Here is a 12,886-nt window from a genome sequence, read left to right as displayed (position 1 = left end):
CGGATCGTCACAGCGTGGCCGAATCGTCGATCCGCGGTTGCCCGGCTCGATGCCACCCCCTACATCGGCACTCCCCAGCAACCGATGCGTCCGACGGTTTCGCGAGCCCTCTCGGGCCTGCATGGTGGCGGGGCCGGCAGTGACGGGACGGCGCGGACCAGTTCTCTGCGCCCCTCCTGTGAGGCTCAGTGGGCCGAGTAGCTGCAGGGGTGTCGGGAGCGCGGGGAACAGGAACCGCGGACCTTGGCGCATGGCCCACCTGCCTATCCACACGGCTGCCTGCGCCATTCCGGGACCGCCGAGGCCGGCGCGCCTTGCGGCTTCGTTCACGCTCCTGAGCGAAGCTGGAACCGGCCGTGAAACCGGCCGCGTTCCACCGCGTATCCTCAGGTTACCCATCATGCGGCGCCTCCTCTCCGGCGGCATCAAGGCGATCCTGGCGATCGCGGCCTTGTCCACGGCGGCGCACTGGGCGCTGCGCGTTCAGCGCGAGCCCGCCGCACGCCCGGCTCCCGTCGCCTCGATCCCGGACCCCGTCACCACGGGATCGATCGCGCCCGCGCGCTCCGGCGCGGTTCGGCCGCCGGCCGAGCCCGTGAGCCGCGGCCTCGACCAGGACCACCTGTCGGCGCTGATCGCGAGCACGACCGGCGACAAGCCGAAGGTGCAGAAGGCAGTGGCCAAGCGCTGACGAGAGGCGGACCCTCTCGCCCTCGCCTCACCCAAAGGGGAGGGGCGATCCGTGGGCGCGCCTGACGCGGCGTGTCCTCAGCGCCCGGCGCAGGCCGCCCGGTCTCAGGCCGCGAGCTGGCGGGCCTCGTGCTTGCCCTCCTGCACCTCCTCGATGATCTTCGCACAGAAGGCGTCGAGATCGCCCGGGTTGCGGCTCGTGATGATGCCGTGGTCGGTCACGACCTCCTTGTCCTGCCAAGTGCCGCCGGCATTCACCACGTCGCGCTTGATCGAGGCGAAGGAGGTGAGCTGGCGCCCCTTCACGGCGCCGGTCTCGATCAGGAGCCACGGCGCGTGGCAGATGGCGGCCACGACCTTGCCTGAGGTCAGGAAGCCCTTGATCACGTCGAGTGCCTTCGGCTCGAGCCGCAGCTTGTCCGGATTGATCTGGCCGCCCGGCAGGACGAGGGCGTCGTAATCACCCGCGTTCACGCTCTCCACGTCCTTGTCGACGGGGACGCTCTTGCCCCAGTCGGTCTTGTCCCAGCCGCGGATCGAATCCTTCGACTGGCGCGATTGCGGAGCGACGACGTGGACGGTTGCGCCCGCCTCCTTGAGCTTGGCCTGCGGCACCGTCAGCTCGCTCTCCTCGAAGCCGTCGGTGGCGAGAATCAGGATCTTGGCCTGCTTGATGTCGGCCATGGGTCATACCTCCATGTTGGGGAACTGGAGGCGCAAACCGCGGCTGGCTCCCGATGTTCCGGCCTCTCGCGCCTGGCCCGCCGCCGCAGGTCATCGCGCGCCCTCGGGCGGGAACGGAGGCGGAACCGCTCGGGAGACGGCCCCGTTGACCCGGTATACCCCAACATGATGGAGGAGGCTTCGCATGGCCAACCCCGGCCTTCCGACACCCGAACCCACGCCCGGCGGCAACATCCCCGGCGACCTTCCGCCGCCGCCCCAGCCCGACGACCTGCCGGACACGGGACCGACCGGGCCGCGCACCCCCTATCCGGTCGACGATCCCGGCATCGACGATCCGGCCGGTCCCGGCTCCGAGCCGGATTACCTGCCCGGCAATCCCACCGACCCGGGCGTGCGCCTGTAGGCTTCAGTGGCCGCCATGCGACGCGCGCACGTCGCGCGGGGCGTTGAGGATCTCGGAGAGGCTCGTCGCGACGTGGCGGGCCTCTTCGTCCGTCAGGCGCAGCTGGAACGGGGGCAGGGCGCCGGCCTGGAGGGCGACAACGGCTTGGCCCTGCTCGTCGGTGCCGACCTCGATGGCGGAGGAGGTCACGTCGAGCATGGCGACTTCCTCCTCGCCCATCTCCTCGGGCAGGTCCGACTCGTCGGTCTCGTCGATCGCGGTGAGAAGCTGGCCTACGGCGCGCACGAGTGCGCGGGCCGCCCGGGCGTCCATCACGACGGCGGTGGCCTGATCGTCCTTCTGGAACGAGAGCTGGATGTTGCCGCCTTCGAGGGAAACCGAGATACCCGCCATGGATCGCCTAACTGCCTGGAGCCGAACTCATATATGCACGCTGCGGCGCGAAAAACCCAGGGTCGCGGACCCGGGCTACCCCTGTCGCGGCGGCTCCGAAGCGGATCGTCGAGCCGCCGACGCCTTGTTGCGGCCGCATGAAACGCCTACATAGGGTCTCGGGGGGCTATTGGTGAGACGGGCGCTTTAAAGGTCTTGCGTCTCCAGCCCCGCCGCTCCGACAAACTACGGAAGAGGTCACAGCGCGAGCCCCGCGTGGGCACGCGATGTCGGCCAATGGACGATACGAGGTTCTATTCGTGAATACCGGCACTGTGAAGTGGTTCAACGAGACCAAGGGTTATGGCTTCATCCAGCCCGATGACGGCGGCAAGGATGTGTTTGTTCACATCTCCGCAGTCGAGCGCGCAGGCATGCGCAATCTCGTCGAGGGTCAGAAGATCTCCTACGAGATCCTGACCGACAAGCGCAGCGGCAAGGACGCCGCGGGCAACCTTCAGGCGGCCTGATCTGAAAGCGATCGTCCAGCGCCAGCCCGCTCCGGCGGGCTGGCGTTCCTGAAGGGCTCCAACGCCAAGCCCAAAGCCTTCGACGCCGCCGACGCTCCCAACGGGTCCGGTCGCGCCGGATGCGGAACAACCGAAATCAGAAACGAGTCCGGGCTTCGCCGCAGAGCGAATATCCGGTCGCCAGGACATAAGAAAAAACGACATGCAGTTTGAGTTCACCCGGCGCAGAAGCGCCCGGTCGCCCGTCACCGACGCCGCGACCTTCCGCGTGGCTCGCCTGAACCAGGCCCCGAATGCCGGCACGCCCGGCACCGATTTCAGCCACGTGATCGATCGTTCCTACAACTACCATTCCCCTCGCGAACTGCGCTGGCATCTCGCCGAGCGCTTCGGCCTCGCACCCGCCGCCGTCTCGCTGCGCGAGGCGCGGGCCTGAGGCGGTTCACGCGGTGAGCGCCGCGATCGCCGGCGCGAGCAACCCTTCCGGCACGGCGACGAGTTCGCCGTGCACCGGGTTCTCCCGGTTGTAGATCGTGCGCCGGCCGGCGAGGTCGCAGACCGACCCGCCCGCCTCGCGCAGGATCAGGTCGGCGGCGGCGAGATCCCAGTCCCGCGCGTCCGACGAGACCAGACCCACATCGATGCTGCCTTCCGCGACCCGGGCGACCCGGAGCGCGAGGGAGGGCACACGGTCGACCCGGACGAAGTCCGGCTCGACCCCCTCGCGGGCGAGTCCGCGCGCGAGGCGCTCGATCATGGGCTTCGGGCCCGTGACGCGGGCGGCGGGAAGCATGGCGCGGTCCGAGACCCGGATCGGCGCCGCGTCGCGGGTGGCGCCGAATCCCGCCACCGCCTCGTAGAAATGGCCGCTGGCGGGCGCGTGCACGATGCCGACGAGCGGCTCCCCACCCGCGAGCAGACCCACCGCGATCGACCAGTCGGGATGTCCCGACAGGAAGGCGCGGGTGCCGTCGATCGGATCCACGATCCAGACGAGATCGGCCTTCAGTCGGACGGGATCGTCCCGCGTCTCCTCCGAGAGCCACGCGGCGGCCGGCACGATCTGGCTCAGCCGCACCTTCAGGAAGGCATCAACCGCGACGTCGGCCTCCGTCACGGGCGAGCCGCCCGCCTTCGACCAGATCCGCGCGCGCGTCTGCGCGCCCGGCCGGAAGTGCGGCAGGGCGAGGGAGGCGGCCTCGTGGACCGCCTCCCGCAAGGCCGGCATCACGGCCTGCGCGGCCTCGGGGGACATCGTGTCGGGCATGAAAGTCCGGATCGGGCGGAGCTGTCTGTCCGCACGGGCCTCGGCGGCGTCGTGCGGACGGCGGGTCGGCGGCGTCCCGGCTCACCGTGGCGACGCTCCCGGCGAAGGGTGCGGCATGGTTCATGCCGAGTGCAAGCCGAAACTAGGTCGCGGTCCGATTCGTCACAAGGAGCGCCGCGCAGAATGGGATACGCCGGCTTTGTCCCGATCAGGGCAAGGAAGCGTTGAGCATTCCGAGCTTCAGGGGCATCTCCACCATCGCTTAACGCTCACTCTTAAGGTCGCCTGAGGAGGTTCGACGCGATTTTGCTTGGCATAACGGACGATCCGGCAGAGATCGCCACTTGCATCAGGGCGTCAGGCAGATGAACACTTATCAGAGCATGAACGCGCACAGCCCCGCTCCGGCCTCGGCGGAATCTCCCGTCTTCGCCGCCTCGCCGCTGCCGATCCTCGGCACGCTGTCCGGCGCCGCCCGGCCGACCGGGATCGCCCTCGCTTTCGCGGGCGACGACGCGGAGAGCTGCGGCGAGGACCGGTTCGACCTCGTCCTCGTGGACGACCAGGGCGAGGTGCTGTCGCGGCTCGGCCCCTTCGCGGAGGAGGACGTCGTGGCGGTCTGGCGGGACCTGTCCGCCAAGACCGGCCTTCCCCGGATGATCATCCGCGAGGACGGGGCCTTGAGCCTCGTCTCCCGCCAGATCGGCCGCGTCGCGCTCGGCACCACCCGGATGCGCCGCCGCTGCGGGCTCCTCGGCGACCGCCGCCCCCGCTTCCTCGTGCGCCGCAAGACCGGCCGCCTGCCGGTGCGCCCGCTGATCCACCGGGGCGAGAAGGAGATCATCGCCCGTTCCTGAGACGGTTCAGGCGGCCCAGGCCCTGAGCATCGCGTCGAGGGCGAGCCCGGCGAACAGGATCAGCCCGGCGTCGCGGTTCGAGCGGAAGAGGGCGAGCGCCCCCCGCCCGTCGCGGTCCCGCAGACGCAGCACCTGCCGCCCGAGATGGGCGGCGAAAAGGGCGATCCCGAGAAAGCCCACCGGCCCCGTTCCCGCGGCGAGCGCCGCCAGCGCGACGAGCAGGGCGCACACCCCGTAGCAGAGCCCGACCGCGAGGCGGAGGCGTTGCCCGAACAGGCGGGCCGAGGAACGGATGCCCGCGATCTCGTCGTCCTCGATATCCTGCACCGCGTAGATCGTGTCGTAGCCGATCACCCAGGCGACCGCGCCCGCGTAGAGAAGGCCGGCCGGCAGATCGAGCCGCCCGAAGACGGCGACCCCGCCCATCAGCGCGCCCCAGGCGAAGGCGAGGCCGAGCACGGCCTGCGGCATCGACATGACGCGCTTCATGAATGGGTAGATCGCCACGGGCACGAGGGAGGCGATGCCGACGAGGATCGCCGTCCCGTTGAACTGCAGCAGCACCGCGAGCCCGATCAGGGACTGCGCCACCAGGAACAGGACCGCCGCCTTCGCGCTCACCTGCCCTGAGGGGAGGGGGCGCGAGCGCGTGCGCTCGACCTGCGCGTCGAGGTCGCGGTCGGCGATGTCGTTGTAGGTCGAGCCGGCGCCCCGCATCGCGACGGCGCCGATCAGGAACAGGGCGAGGTGCCGGGGATCGGGATAGGGCTGTCCGTCCGCGCCCGCGGCAAGGGCAGCCGACCACCAGCAGGGCAGGAGCAGGAGCCACCAGCCGATCGGGCGGTCGATCCGGGCGAGCCGCAGGTAGGGCCGCGCGCGAAGCGGGGCGAGGCGGTCGACCCAGTGTCCCGCGACCGCGTCCGCGACCCGGCCCTCCTCTCGGCGGAGGTCGCTCACCGGGGACACGGGACGCTGAGACACGGGAATCGCTGCTGGCTGTTCATCGGCACCGCGCACTCCTCCCGACTCGCCGGGAGGTGGCGCGCGTCTCGGTTCAGGGAATCGGACGCGTTCCCTCTTACAGCGCGCCCTGCGGCATCTTGAAGGACCCGCTCAGGCCCGGTCCGCCGAGGAGGCCGCCGGCACCCGGAGTGCCCCCGCCCGCCGCGGCCTGCGCGCGGGCCTGCGCCTCCATCTTGGACGCCTGAGCCGCCACCGAGCAGATCTTGGTGCGGATGCCCGACACCTTCACGTGGTCGGCCTTGAAGCCTTCCGCGAAGGACTCGGGGATCGAGCACCATTCCTTGTTGGCGGCGATCCACTTGACGCCCTCGGCGCCGTTCGACTGCAGCTTGCCGAACAGGGCGCAGGCCTCCTGCGGCGTCATCTTCTTCTTCGACTGCGAGGCCGCGTTCGCCTTCGCCACGAGGTCCTGCCGGGTCTTCAGCGTCTGCTGAATCGCGCCGCAATCGGCCGATTGCGCGAGGGCCGCGCCGCCGATGAGAAGTGCGCCCGTCAGTCCGGCGGCGAGCGTGGCGATGGATTTCGTGAACATGCCGTCTTCCCTCTAGGCGCCGGTCTCTCGAGATGCGGGCTTCGCCGCGCGGGGCTCGCGCGATCGTCCGCCCGCCGGCCGGACCAGGCTCGTTCCGTTCTGCTGGGCTTCGGTTCTGCATAGGAATGTGGCGTCTTTCGAGCCGCAAACCGGTGGCGGCCCTCGGCCGTGGGCAATTCGGCAAAAAGCGGCGGGCGTAACGTTTTTGCAACGTCTCCCGGGGCCGCGTTGACAGGGCGGCGCGGCCGCGCGACTTCGCAGCCATGGCCGCCTACGATTTCACCGCTCCCCGCCTCTACGTCGAGGCGGATCTCGGGGCGGGCGCGCGCCTGCCCCTCGACCGGGCGCAGGCAAACTACCTCCTCACCGTGCTGCGGCGGAGCCCGGAGGACCCGGTCCTCGTCTTCAACGGGCGACACGGCGAGTGGCGGGGCCGCCTCGACCCGACCGGCCGCAAGAGCGCCGACCTCCTGCTCGAGGCGCAGACCCGGCCCCAGCCGGACCGGGCCGACCTGCATTACCTCTTCGCGCCCCTGAAGAGCGCCCGCCTCGACTACCTCGCCCAGAAGGCCGTCGAGATGGGAGCGGGCACCATCCGCCCGGTCTTCACCCGCTACACGCAGGGCGAGCGGATCAACGCGGAGCGGCTGCGGGCGAACACGATCGAGGCCGCCGAGCAATGCGGCATCCTGGCGATTCCCGACCTGTCCGAGGCGGCCCGCCTGCCCGCGGCTCTGGCCGACCTCGAACCCGACCGGCTCCTCGTCTTCTGCGACGAGGATGCGGCCGTGGCCGACCCCGTCGCGGCGCTGCGCGGGGCGGCGGATCCCGCGAGCCCGCCGCCCCTCGCCGTGCTCGTCGGACCCGAGGGCGGATTTGCGCCGGAGGAGCGCGACCTCATCGCGGGGCGTCCGAACACGGTGGCCCTGTCTCTCGGGCCGCGCATCCTCCGGGCGGACACGGCGGCCGTCGCGGTGATGGCTCTCGTCCAGGCGATCCTCGGCGACGCCCACTGAGGGCCGGATCCGCGTGCGCGGGCGCACATCGGGTCGTCCGGGACGGCACGCGGCACCGGTCCGGAGCCGGTGCCCCGCGCGGGCCTCGCGTTGTCGCGCCTTGCGGGCTGGATTAAGGACACGACATCAGACCGAGGGGCTCGACCGCACAGATGAGCGGCGCGGCCCCTCGCTCCCCCGAACGATCCCGCACCACGAGGCAGCGCATGGCGCGCGATACGTCCGACACGACCCCGCTCACCACGCGCGCCGAATTGATCGCGTGGTTCGCCGAGGGCGAGAAACCGCGCGACCAGTTCGCGATCGGGACGGAGCACGAGAAGATCCCCTTCTATCGCGAGAGCCGTGGACCGGTGCCCTACGCGGGCGAGCACGGCATCCGGGCGCTTCTCGAAGACCTCGCGCGGGAGACGGGCTGGGAGCCCATCGTCGATACGGGCAACATCATCGGGCTGGCGGGCGCCGAGGGCGGGGCCATCTCGATCGAGCCGGGCGGACAGTTCGAGCTCTCCGGCGCGCCGCTTCCCGACGTCCATGCCACGGCGCGGGAGCTGCAGATGCACCTCGATGCGGCGGCGCGCGCCGCCGAGCCGCACGGAATCGGCTTCCTCACCCTGGGGATGAGCCCGAAATGGACGCGGGAGGAGACCCCCGTGATGCCGAAGAGCCGCTATCGCATCATGGCCGGCTACATGCCCAAGGTCGGCACCCTCGGCCTCGACATGATGCTGCGCACGGCGACCGTGCAGGTGAACGTCGATTTCTGCTCGGAGGCCGACATGGCGCGCAAGATGCGCGCGTCGCTCGCCCTCCAGCCCGTGGCGACGGCGCTTTTCGCAAATTCGCCGTTCACCGACGGGCGTCCCAACGGCTTCCTCTCCCGACGCTCCGAGATCTGGCGCGACACCGACGGCGACCGCACCGGCATGCTGCCCGAGGCGTTCCAGCCCGGCTTCGGCTACGAGACCTACGTCGACTGGCTGCTCGACATGCCGATGTACTTCGTGAAGCGGGGCGACACCTACCACGACGTTTCCGGCGCCTCCTTCCGCGACCTGATGGCGGGCAAGCTGCCCCAGCTCCCGGGCGAGTACGCCACGGTCTCGGACTGGGCGAACCACGCCTCCACCGCCTTTCCCGAAGTGCGCCTGAAGCGCTTCCTCGAGATGCGCGGGTCGGATGTCGGCGGGCCGGCGATGATCGCGGCGCAGGCCGCCTTCTGGACGGGCCTCCTCTACGACGAGGGCGCCCTCGACGCCGCCCTCGACCTCGCCAAGGGCTGGAGCGAGGCCGAGCGCGAAGCGGTGCGCGCCACCGTGCCCCGGCTCGGCCTCGCCACGCCGGTGGCCGGCCGGAGCCTCGGGCAGGTGGCCGCGGAAGCGCTCGCCATCGCCCGCTCGGGTCTCCAGGCGCGCGCACGGCGCGATGCCGCGGGGCGCGACGAGACCGCCTATCTGCAGCCGCTCGAGGCGATCGTCGCGGCGGGCCGCACCCATGCCGAGGACCGGCTCGCCGATTACGAGGGTGCGTGGCGTCGCTCGGTCGCGCCCGCCTTCGAGACCTGCGTGTTCTGACCCTTCGACAGGCTCGCGACCCCCTGCGAGGATGCGTCCCTAAGGCCGGCCGCCGGAGCCTCGACCGTACACATGTGCGTGAGGGCACGGGCGAAGCGTGTCCGTGCCCGCGGCCGGCGGAACGGAAATGGAGCGACGCCGTTCTCAGGGCACTACCGCTTCGACACAGGAGATTGTCCTCATGTCGCGTATCTTGACCCTCGCCCTCGCCGGCACTGCCGCGATCGGCATGACCGCGGGTTCCTTCACTGCCGCCGAGGCGGCTCCCCTCCCGGCCCTGAACTCGGCGCAGGTCGGAGGCCCGGCCGGCGGCGTCGATCAGGTTCGCTGGCGCGGCGGCGGCTATTACGGCGGCTACCGTGGCGGCTACGGCTACCGGGGCTACGGCTACCGTCGCGGCGTCGGCGGCGCCTTGGCGGCCGGTGCGGCCCTCGGCATCATCGGCGGCGCGATCGCGGCGAGCTCGGCGCCCCGCTACGGCTACTACGACGGCTATTACGGTGCCGGCTACGGCGGCGGCTACGGCTATCCGGCCTACGGCTACAGCTACCCGGCCTACGGTTACGGCTACGGTTACCCGGCCTACGGCTGGGGCTACTGAGGCCCGGCACGGATGCGCGGCGGGCCGCCTGACGCGGACGCCGCCATCGTCTAGATACCCCGCCGACGGCCTGCGCCGTCGGCGGGGTTTTTTCGTGAGTGACCCGATCGAACTCGACCTGCGCGGGCTCAAGTGCCCTCTGCCGGTGCTGCGTACGCGCAAGGTCCTGCGCGGCCTGACGCCCGGCACTCGTCTCGTCATCGCCTGCACGGATCCGATGGCGGCCATCGACATCCCCAATCTTCTGCGGGAGGAGGGGGACAGCCTTATTGCTCAGGAGCGCGACGGCGCGACGCTGCGCTTCGTCATTCGGCGCAACGGGTAGCCTGCCGCCTCATTGATGCGCCAAGTCCCCCTTAGAGGACCGCCCGAAAGCCGCGGCAACAATCCGCCGCGGCGGGCTCGGGGATTCTCGCATGGCACCCATCATCCGCGGCACCCGGACGGTCCACGACGGCTGGAGCCGCTTCCTCGTCGCCGAGGTGACGATGACCGACGGCACGCCGATCAAGCGCGAGATCGAGGATCACGGCCGCGCCGTCGCCGTGCTGCCCTACGATCCCGAGCGTCGGATCGCCGTTCTGATCTCGCAGTTCCGCGCCCCGGCCTTCTACGCCGACGGGACGGCGGAAGTCTGGGAGGCTCCGGCCGGCCTTCTCGACGAGGCCGAGGCCGAGGAGGGCGCGCGCCGCGAGGTCTACGAGGAGGCGGGGATCAGGCTCGGGCCGCTGGAATGGGTGGTGCGCGGCTGGAGCATGCCGGGCATCTCGACGGAGCAGATGGACCTGTTCCTCGGCGCCTTCACGGCTGCCGACCGCTCCGGACCCGGCGGAGGGCTCGCCGAGGAGCACGAGGCCATCACGGTGCACGAGGTCCCGCTCGCGGACCTCGCCGCGATGAGCGAGCGCGGGGAGATCGCCGACATGAAGACCCTCGTCCTCGTCCAGGCCCTGCGCCTGCGCCGTCCGGACCTGTTCGCCGCGCGCTGACCGGCCCCGTGCCGACCGGATTTCACGCCCGCCGCGTCTCGGCCTTGCCCGAGGCGCCGGCGTCCTGCGCGGCGATCCGAAGGAAGCGCCAGGACCGCACGAAATAGCGGCCGAAGAGCCGCTGCGGCGCGTGCAGGAAGCGGAACAGCCACTCGAAGCCGGTCCGCTGCATCAGGAGCGGCGCCCGTGGGACGAGCCCCGCCGCCACGCTCACCGCATCCCCCACCGCCAGCACAACGGGAGCCCCGAGGGCAGCGCCCTGGCGGTGAACCCAAATTTCCGATTTCGGCGCGCCGACGCCCATCACGAGCAGCGTGGTGCCGTGGGCGCGCACCGCCTCGGCGAGGCGTTGCCCGTAGCCCGCATCCTCCTCGAAGCCGAAGGGCGGCACGGCGAGCGCGACCGCGTCCGGCGCGCAGCCGGCCCGGGCGAGGCGCGCGCGCAGCCGATCACCCGCGAGGGCGGTGGGACAGACGAGGAAGATGCGCGCGGCCGGGTCGGGGATACCGGACAGAGCGCTGGCCAGGAGGTCGTGCCCCGTCACGCGCCGGCCCCCCGGCTGCCCGAGGAGCCGCGAGAACCAGACCAGCGGCATGCCGTCGAGAGTGCGTGCCGCCGCGCTCTCGTAGGCTGCCCGGAAGGCCGCGTTCTCCGAGAGCTGCACGATGTGGTCGACATTGGCCGTCACCACGAGACGAGGCCCATTGCCGGGCCGGGCGGCGACGTCCGAGAGGATCTGCGCCGGGCCGGCGGTCGAGAAGTCGAGGCCGAAGAGGCGCAGGCTTCTCGACGGCGCCCCGGCTGGCGGCTCGGCCGCCGGATGTGGGCGCTCCGCCTCAGGCATCGGCCGCCCGAAAGCTGCGGGCGGGAGCCGGCGCCGGCGGAGGAACCTGCACGGTCCGGCGCTGCGCCTGCCTGCGGTCGCGGTCGGCACCAAGGGCGAGGGCGATGGCGGCGCCGAGCAGCAGGCCGAGCATCAGCGCCACCGGCAGCACCACCTTCGGCGAGGGCGGCCAGGTGCGCTCGCGGGCGGGCGTCGCCGGGGAGATGACCCGCACGTTGGTGTTGTTGAGCCGCTCCTGCTCGCTCGCCTCGCGGGAGCGGCGCAGGAAGGTTTCGTAGATGCCGCGGCGGGATTCGAGCGAGCGCTCCAACTCGCGCAGGCCGACATTGGCGCGGTCGCTGGCCGCATTCTCGGTCTTCACCCGGTCGAGGTTCTTCTGGATGGCGGCCTCGCTCGCGGCGGCCCGGTCGAAATCCTTCTGCGTCGTCTCGATGATCCGCTCCTTTTCCCGCTGGATCAGGCGCTGGAGATCGCGCTGCTGGGCGTATTGCTCGGCCATGGCCGGGTGCCGCTCGCCGAGGCGGGTCGCAAGCTCCGCGGTGTTGCGCGAGAGCGTGGCATATTGCTGCCGCAGCGCCTGCATCTCGAGCGATTGCAGCATCTCGGGGAGCGCCGTGCCGGCGTCGCCGACTTTCATCTTCTTCGCTTGGTCGAGGCGCGAGCGGGCTTCGGCGGTCTTGATCGAGGCGGTCACGAGCTGCTGGTTGAGGTCGCCGAGCTGCTGGTCGGTGAGGAGACGGCCGGACGAGGCGACGAGGCGATTGTCTTCCCGGTAGCGCACCACCTTGCCTTCCGCCGCCTCGACGTCCTGGCGCAGGGCGTTGAGCCGTGCGGAGAGCGAGTCGGAGGCGCGCCGGGCGGCCTCGGTGCGGGCTCCGGCCTCTTCCGCGAAATAGGCTTCGCCAATGGCGTTGGCGATTCGGGCTGCCTTCTCCGGGTCGCGGGACTGGACCGAGACCTCGATGACGAAGGTGCGCTCGGCCCGACGCACGGTCAGCTTGAGGCGGAGGGTGTCGAGGGCGAGGTTCACGGGGTCGCGGCTCGCGGGCGGTGGTACCATGCCGAGGGCCCGCTTCAGGCCGACCACAAGCGGGTTGTCCGAATCGGGCTTCACGAACTCGTCGTCCTCGGCGAGCCCGACCTTGGCGATGGCCCGGCGCAGGACATTGTCCGACTGGATCACCCGCACCTGGCTCTCGGCGATCGAGACGCCGGCATCCGCCTGGGGCGTGCGCGTGCTGATCTCGTTCTCGACCAGCCGAAGGTCGGAGGGATCGATCAGGATCTGGATCGTCGAGGTGTAGGTCGGGGTCAGGAGGCCCATCGCGGCGACCGCCACGGCCAGCATGAACAGGCCGCCGAGCAGGACGAAGCTCAGCCCATTCCAGAGCCGCCGCAGGATCGTGCGCAGGCTCGGCTGGTCGGATTCCGGTTGCTGCATGACCATCTGAACCGGCTCGCCGCGGATCGGTGTCGCGAAGTCGAACATCTGCCTCGTCCC

General features: G+C 71.0%; 17 protein-coding genes. 10 read left to right on the top strand and 7 right to left on the bottom strand.

All coding sequences use genetic code 11. The features are described from left to right. The first annotated feature begins 400 nt into the window (after positions 1-400). Positions 401-691 carry a hypothetical protein gene (locus tag E1J50_RS02420; protein WP_132250045.1) on the top strand — a complete coding sequence of 97 codons (291 nt, stop codon included), beginning with the start codon at positions 401-403 and terminating at the stop codon, positions 689-691. Positions 692-795: 104 nt separating this feature from the next. Here E1J50_RS02420 and E1J50_RS02415 read toward each other — a convergent pair whose 3' ends face one another. After that, a complete protein-coding gene (locus E1J50_RS02415) occupies positions 796-1,374 on the bottom strand; it encodes a type 1 glutamine amidotransferase domain-containing protein (RefSeq protein ID WP_132250043.1) in 579 nt (192 codons plus the stop codon). Positions 1,375-1,558: 184 nt separating this feature from the next. On the opposite strand from E1J50_RS02415, the gene E1J50_RS02410 reads away from it, so the two are divergent. Then, on the top strand, positions 1,559-1,780 hold the full coding sequence (locus tag E1J50_RS02410; RefSeq protein ID WP_132250041.1) for a hypothetical protein: 222 nt from the start codon (positions 1,559-1,561) through the stop codon (positions 1,778-1,780). A gap of 3 nt (positions 1,781-1,783) precedes the next feature. Here E1J50_RS02410 and E1J50_RS02405 read toward each other — a convergent pair whose 3' ends face one another. Continuing rightward, positions 1,784-2,173, bottom strand: a complete 390-nt coding sequence (locus E1J50_RS02405; RefSeq protein ID WP_132250039.1) for a hypothetical protein — start codon at positions 2,171-2,173, stop codon at positions 1,784-1,786. 299 nt (positions 2,174-2,472) lie between these two features. Here E1J50_RS02405 and E1J50_RS02400 point away from each other — a divergent pair, with 299 nt between their 5' ends. Together E1J50_RS02400 and E1J50_RS02395 are read left to right on the top strand one after the other, a co-directional pair. Beyond that, positions 2,473-2,682: a cold-shock protein gene (locus E1J50_RS02400; protein WP_109896418.1), complete on the top strand. Its 210-nt coding sequence runs from the start codon at positions 2,473-2,475 to the stop codon at positions 2,680-2,682. Positions 2,683-2,884: 202 nt separating this feature from the next. Next, positions 2,885-3,118, top strand: a complete 234-nt coding sequence (locus tag E1J50_RS02395; RefSeq protein ID WP_132250037.1) for an AsnC family transcriptional regulator — start codon at positions 2,885-2,887, stop codon at positions 3,116-3,118. A gap of 6 nt (positions 3,119-3,124) precedes the next feature. On the opposite strand, the gene E1J50_RS02390 is transcribed toward E1J50_RS02395, so the two are convergent. Then, positions 3,125-3,949, bottom strand: a complete 825-nt coding sequence (locus E1J50_RS02390; protein WP_132250035.1) for an inositol monophosphatase family protein — start codon at positions 3,947-3,949, stop codon at positions 3,125-3,127. Positions 3,950-4,332: 383 nt separating this feature from the next. On the opposite strand from E1J50_RS02390, the gene E1J50_RS02385 reads away from it, so the two are divergent. Further along, positions 4,333-4,806, top strand: a complete 474-nt coding sequence (locus tag E1J50_RS02385; RefSeq protein WP_132250033.1) for a DUF6101 family protein — start codon at positions 4,333-4,335, stop codon at positions 4,804-4,806. 6 nt (positions 4,807-4,812) lie between these two features. On the opposite strand, the gene ubiA is transcribed toward E1J50_RS02385, so the two are convergent. Further along, complete coding sequence (ubiA, locus tag E1J50_RS02380) at positions 4,813-5,763, bottom strand: 4-hydroxybenzoate octaprenyltransferase (RefSeq protein ID WP_132250031.1); 951 nt, start codon at positions 5,761-5,763, stop codon at positions 4,813-4,815. A gap of 121 nt (positions 5,764-5,884) precedes the next feature. Beyond that, the gene (locus E1J50_RS02375; RefSeq protein WP_132250029.1) at positions 5,885-6,361 is read right to left on the bottom strand and encodes a hypothetical protein; all 477 of its coding nucleotides are present in this window, start codon (positions 6,359-6,361) and stop codon (positions 5,885-5,887) included. A 263-nt stretch (positions 6,362-6,624) separates the two neighbouring features. Here E1J50_RS02375 and E1J50_RS02370 point away from each other — a divergent pair, with 263 nt between their 5' ends. The 5 genes from E1J50_RS02370 (at position 6,625) to E1J50_RS02350 (ending at position 10,541) form a co-directional block, all read left to right on the top strand. Next, positions 6,625-7,377 (top strand): 16S rRNA (uracil(1498)-N(3))-methyltransferase, encoded by a 753-nt coding sequence (locus E1J50_RS02370; RefSeq protein WP_132250027.1) that lies wholly within the window; start codon positions 6,625-6,627, stop codon positions 7,375-7,377. 206 nt (positions 7,378-7,583) lie between these two features. Continuing rightward, on the top strand, positions 7,584-8,951 hold the full coding sequence (locus E1J50_RS02365) for a glutamate--cysteine ligase (protein ID WP_132250025.1): 1,368 nt from the start codon (positions 7,584-7,586) through the stop codon (positions 8,949-8,951). Positions 8,952-9,132: 181 nt separating this feature from the next. Next, the gene (locus E1J50_RS02360; RefSeq protein WP_132250023.1) at positions 9,133-9,552 is read left to right on the top strand and encodes a hypothetical protein; all 420 of its coding nucleotides are present in this window, start codon (positions 9,133-9,135) and stop codon (positions 9,550-9,552) included. Positions 9,553-9,646: 94 nt separating this feature from the next. Then, complete coding sequence (locus E1J50_RS02355; protein ID WP_132250021.1) at positions 9,647-9,877, top strand: sulfurtransferase TusA family protein; 231 nt, start codon at positions 9,647-9,649, stop codon at positions 9,875-9,877. A gap of 91 nt (positions 9,878-9,968) precedes the next feature. Next, positions 9,969-10,541, top strand: coding sequence for an NUDIX domain-containing protein (locus E1J50_RS02350; RefSeq protein ID WP_132250019.1), 573 nt, complete (start codon positions 9,969-9,971; stop codon positions 10,539-10,541). Positions 10,542-10,563: 22 nt separating this feature from the next. Here the strand turns inward: E1J50_RS02350 and E1J50_RS02345 are convergent, their stop codons facing one another. Beyond that, positions 10,564-11,385, bottom strand: coding sequence for a WecB/TagA/CpsF family glycosyltransferase (locus tag E1J50_RS02345; protein ID WP_132250017.1), 822 nt, complete (start codon positions 11,383-11,385; stop codon positions 10,564-10,566). Continuing rightward, entirely contained in the window at positions 11,378-12,874 is a 1,497-nt protein-coding gene (locus E1J50_RS02340) for a GumC family protein (protein ID WP_132250015.1), read from the bottom strand. Before E1J50_RS02340 ends, E1J50_RS02345 begins: the two co-directional genes overlap by 8 nt. Positions 12,875-12,886 lie beyond the last annotated feature (12 nt).

It is taken from the genome of Methylobacterium segetis (assembly GCF_004348265.1).
Taxonomy (GTDB): Bacteria; Pseudomonadota; Alphaproteobacteria; order Rhizobiales; family Beijerinckiaceae; genus Methylobacterium; species Methylobacterium segetis.
This window is presented reverse-complemented; position numbering and strand designations above follow the sequence as displayed.

Coding starts and splice junctions, on each gene's coding strand:
- E1J50_RS02405 (WP_132250039.1), bottom strand. CDS start 2,173: ATGGCGGGTATCTCGGTTTCCCTCGAAGGCGGCAACATCCAGCTCTCG.
- E1J50_RS02390 (WP_132250035.1), bottom strand. CDS start 3,949: ATGCCCGACACGATGTCCCCCGAGGCCGCGCAGGCCGTGATGCCGGCC.
- E1J50_RS02415 (WP_132250043.1), bottom strand. CDS start 1,374: ATGGCCGACATCAAGCAGGCCAAGATCCTGATTCTCGCCACCGACGGC.
- E1J50_RS02420 (WP_132250045.1), top strand. CDS start 401: ATGCGGCGCCTCCTCTCCGGCGGCATCAAGGCGATCCTGGCGATCGCG.
- E1J50_RS02370 (WP_132250027.1), top strand. CDS start 6,625: ATGGCCGCCTACGATTTCACCGCTCCCCGCCTCTACGTCGAGGCGGAT.
- E1J50_RS02385 (WP_132250033.1), top strand. CDS start 4,333: ATGAACGCGCACAGCCCCGCTCCGGCCTCGGCGGAATCTCCCGTCTTC.
- E1J50_RS02365 (WP_132250025.1), top strand. CDS start 7,584: ATGGCGCGCGATACGTCCGACACGACCCCGCTCACCACGCGCGCCGAA.
- E1J50_RS02345 (WP_132250017.1), bottom strand. CDS start 11,385: ATGCCTGAGGCGGAGCGCCCACATCCGGCGGCCGAGCCGCCAGCCGGG.
- E1J50_RS02395 (WP_132250037.1), top strand. CDS start 2,885: ATGCAGTTTGAGTTCACCCGGCGCAGAAGCGCCCGGTCGCCCGTCACC.
- E1J50_RS02410 (WP_132250041.1), top strand. CDS start 1,559: ATGGCCAACCCCGGCCTTCCGACACCCGAACCCACGCCCGGCGGCAAC.
- E1J50_RS02340 (WP_132250015.1), bottom strand. CDS start 12,874: ATGTTCGACTTCGCGACACCGATCCGCGGCGAGCCGGTTCAGATGGTC.
- E1J50_RS02350 (WP_132250019.1), top strand. CDS start 9,969: ATGGCACCCATCATCCGCGGCACCCGGACGGTCCACGACGGCTGGAGC.
- E1J50_RS02375 (WP_132250029.1), bottom strand. CDS start 6,361: ATGTTCACGAAATCCATCGCCACGCTCGCCGCCGGACTGACGGGCGCA.
- E1J50_RS02360 (WP_132250023.1), top strand. CDS start 9,133: ATGTCGCGTATCTTGACCCTCGCCCTCGCCGGCACTGCCGCGATCGGC.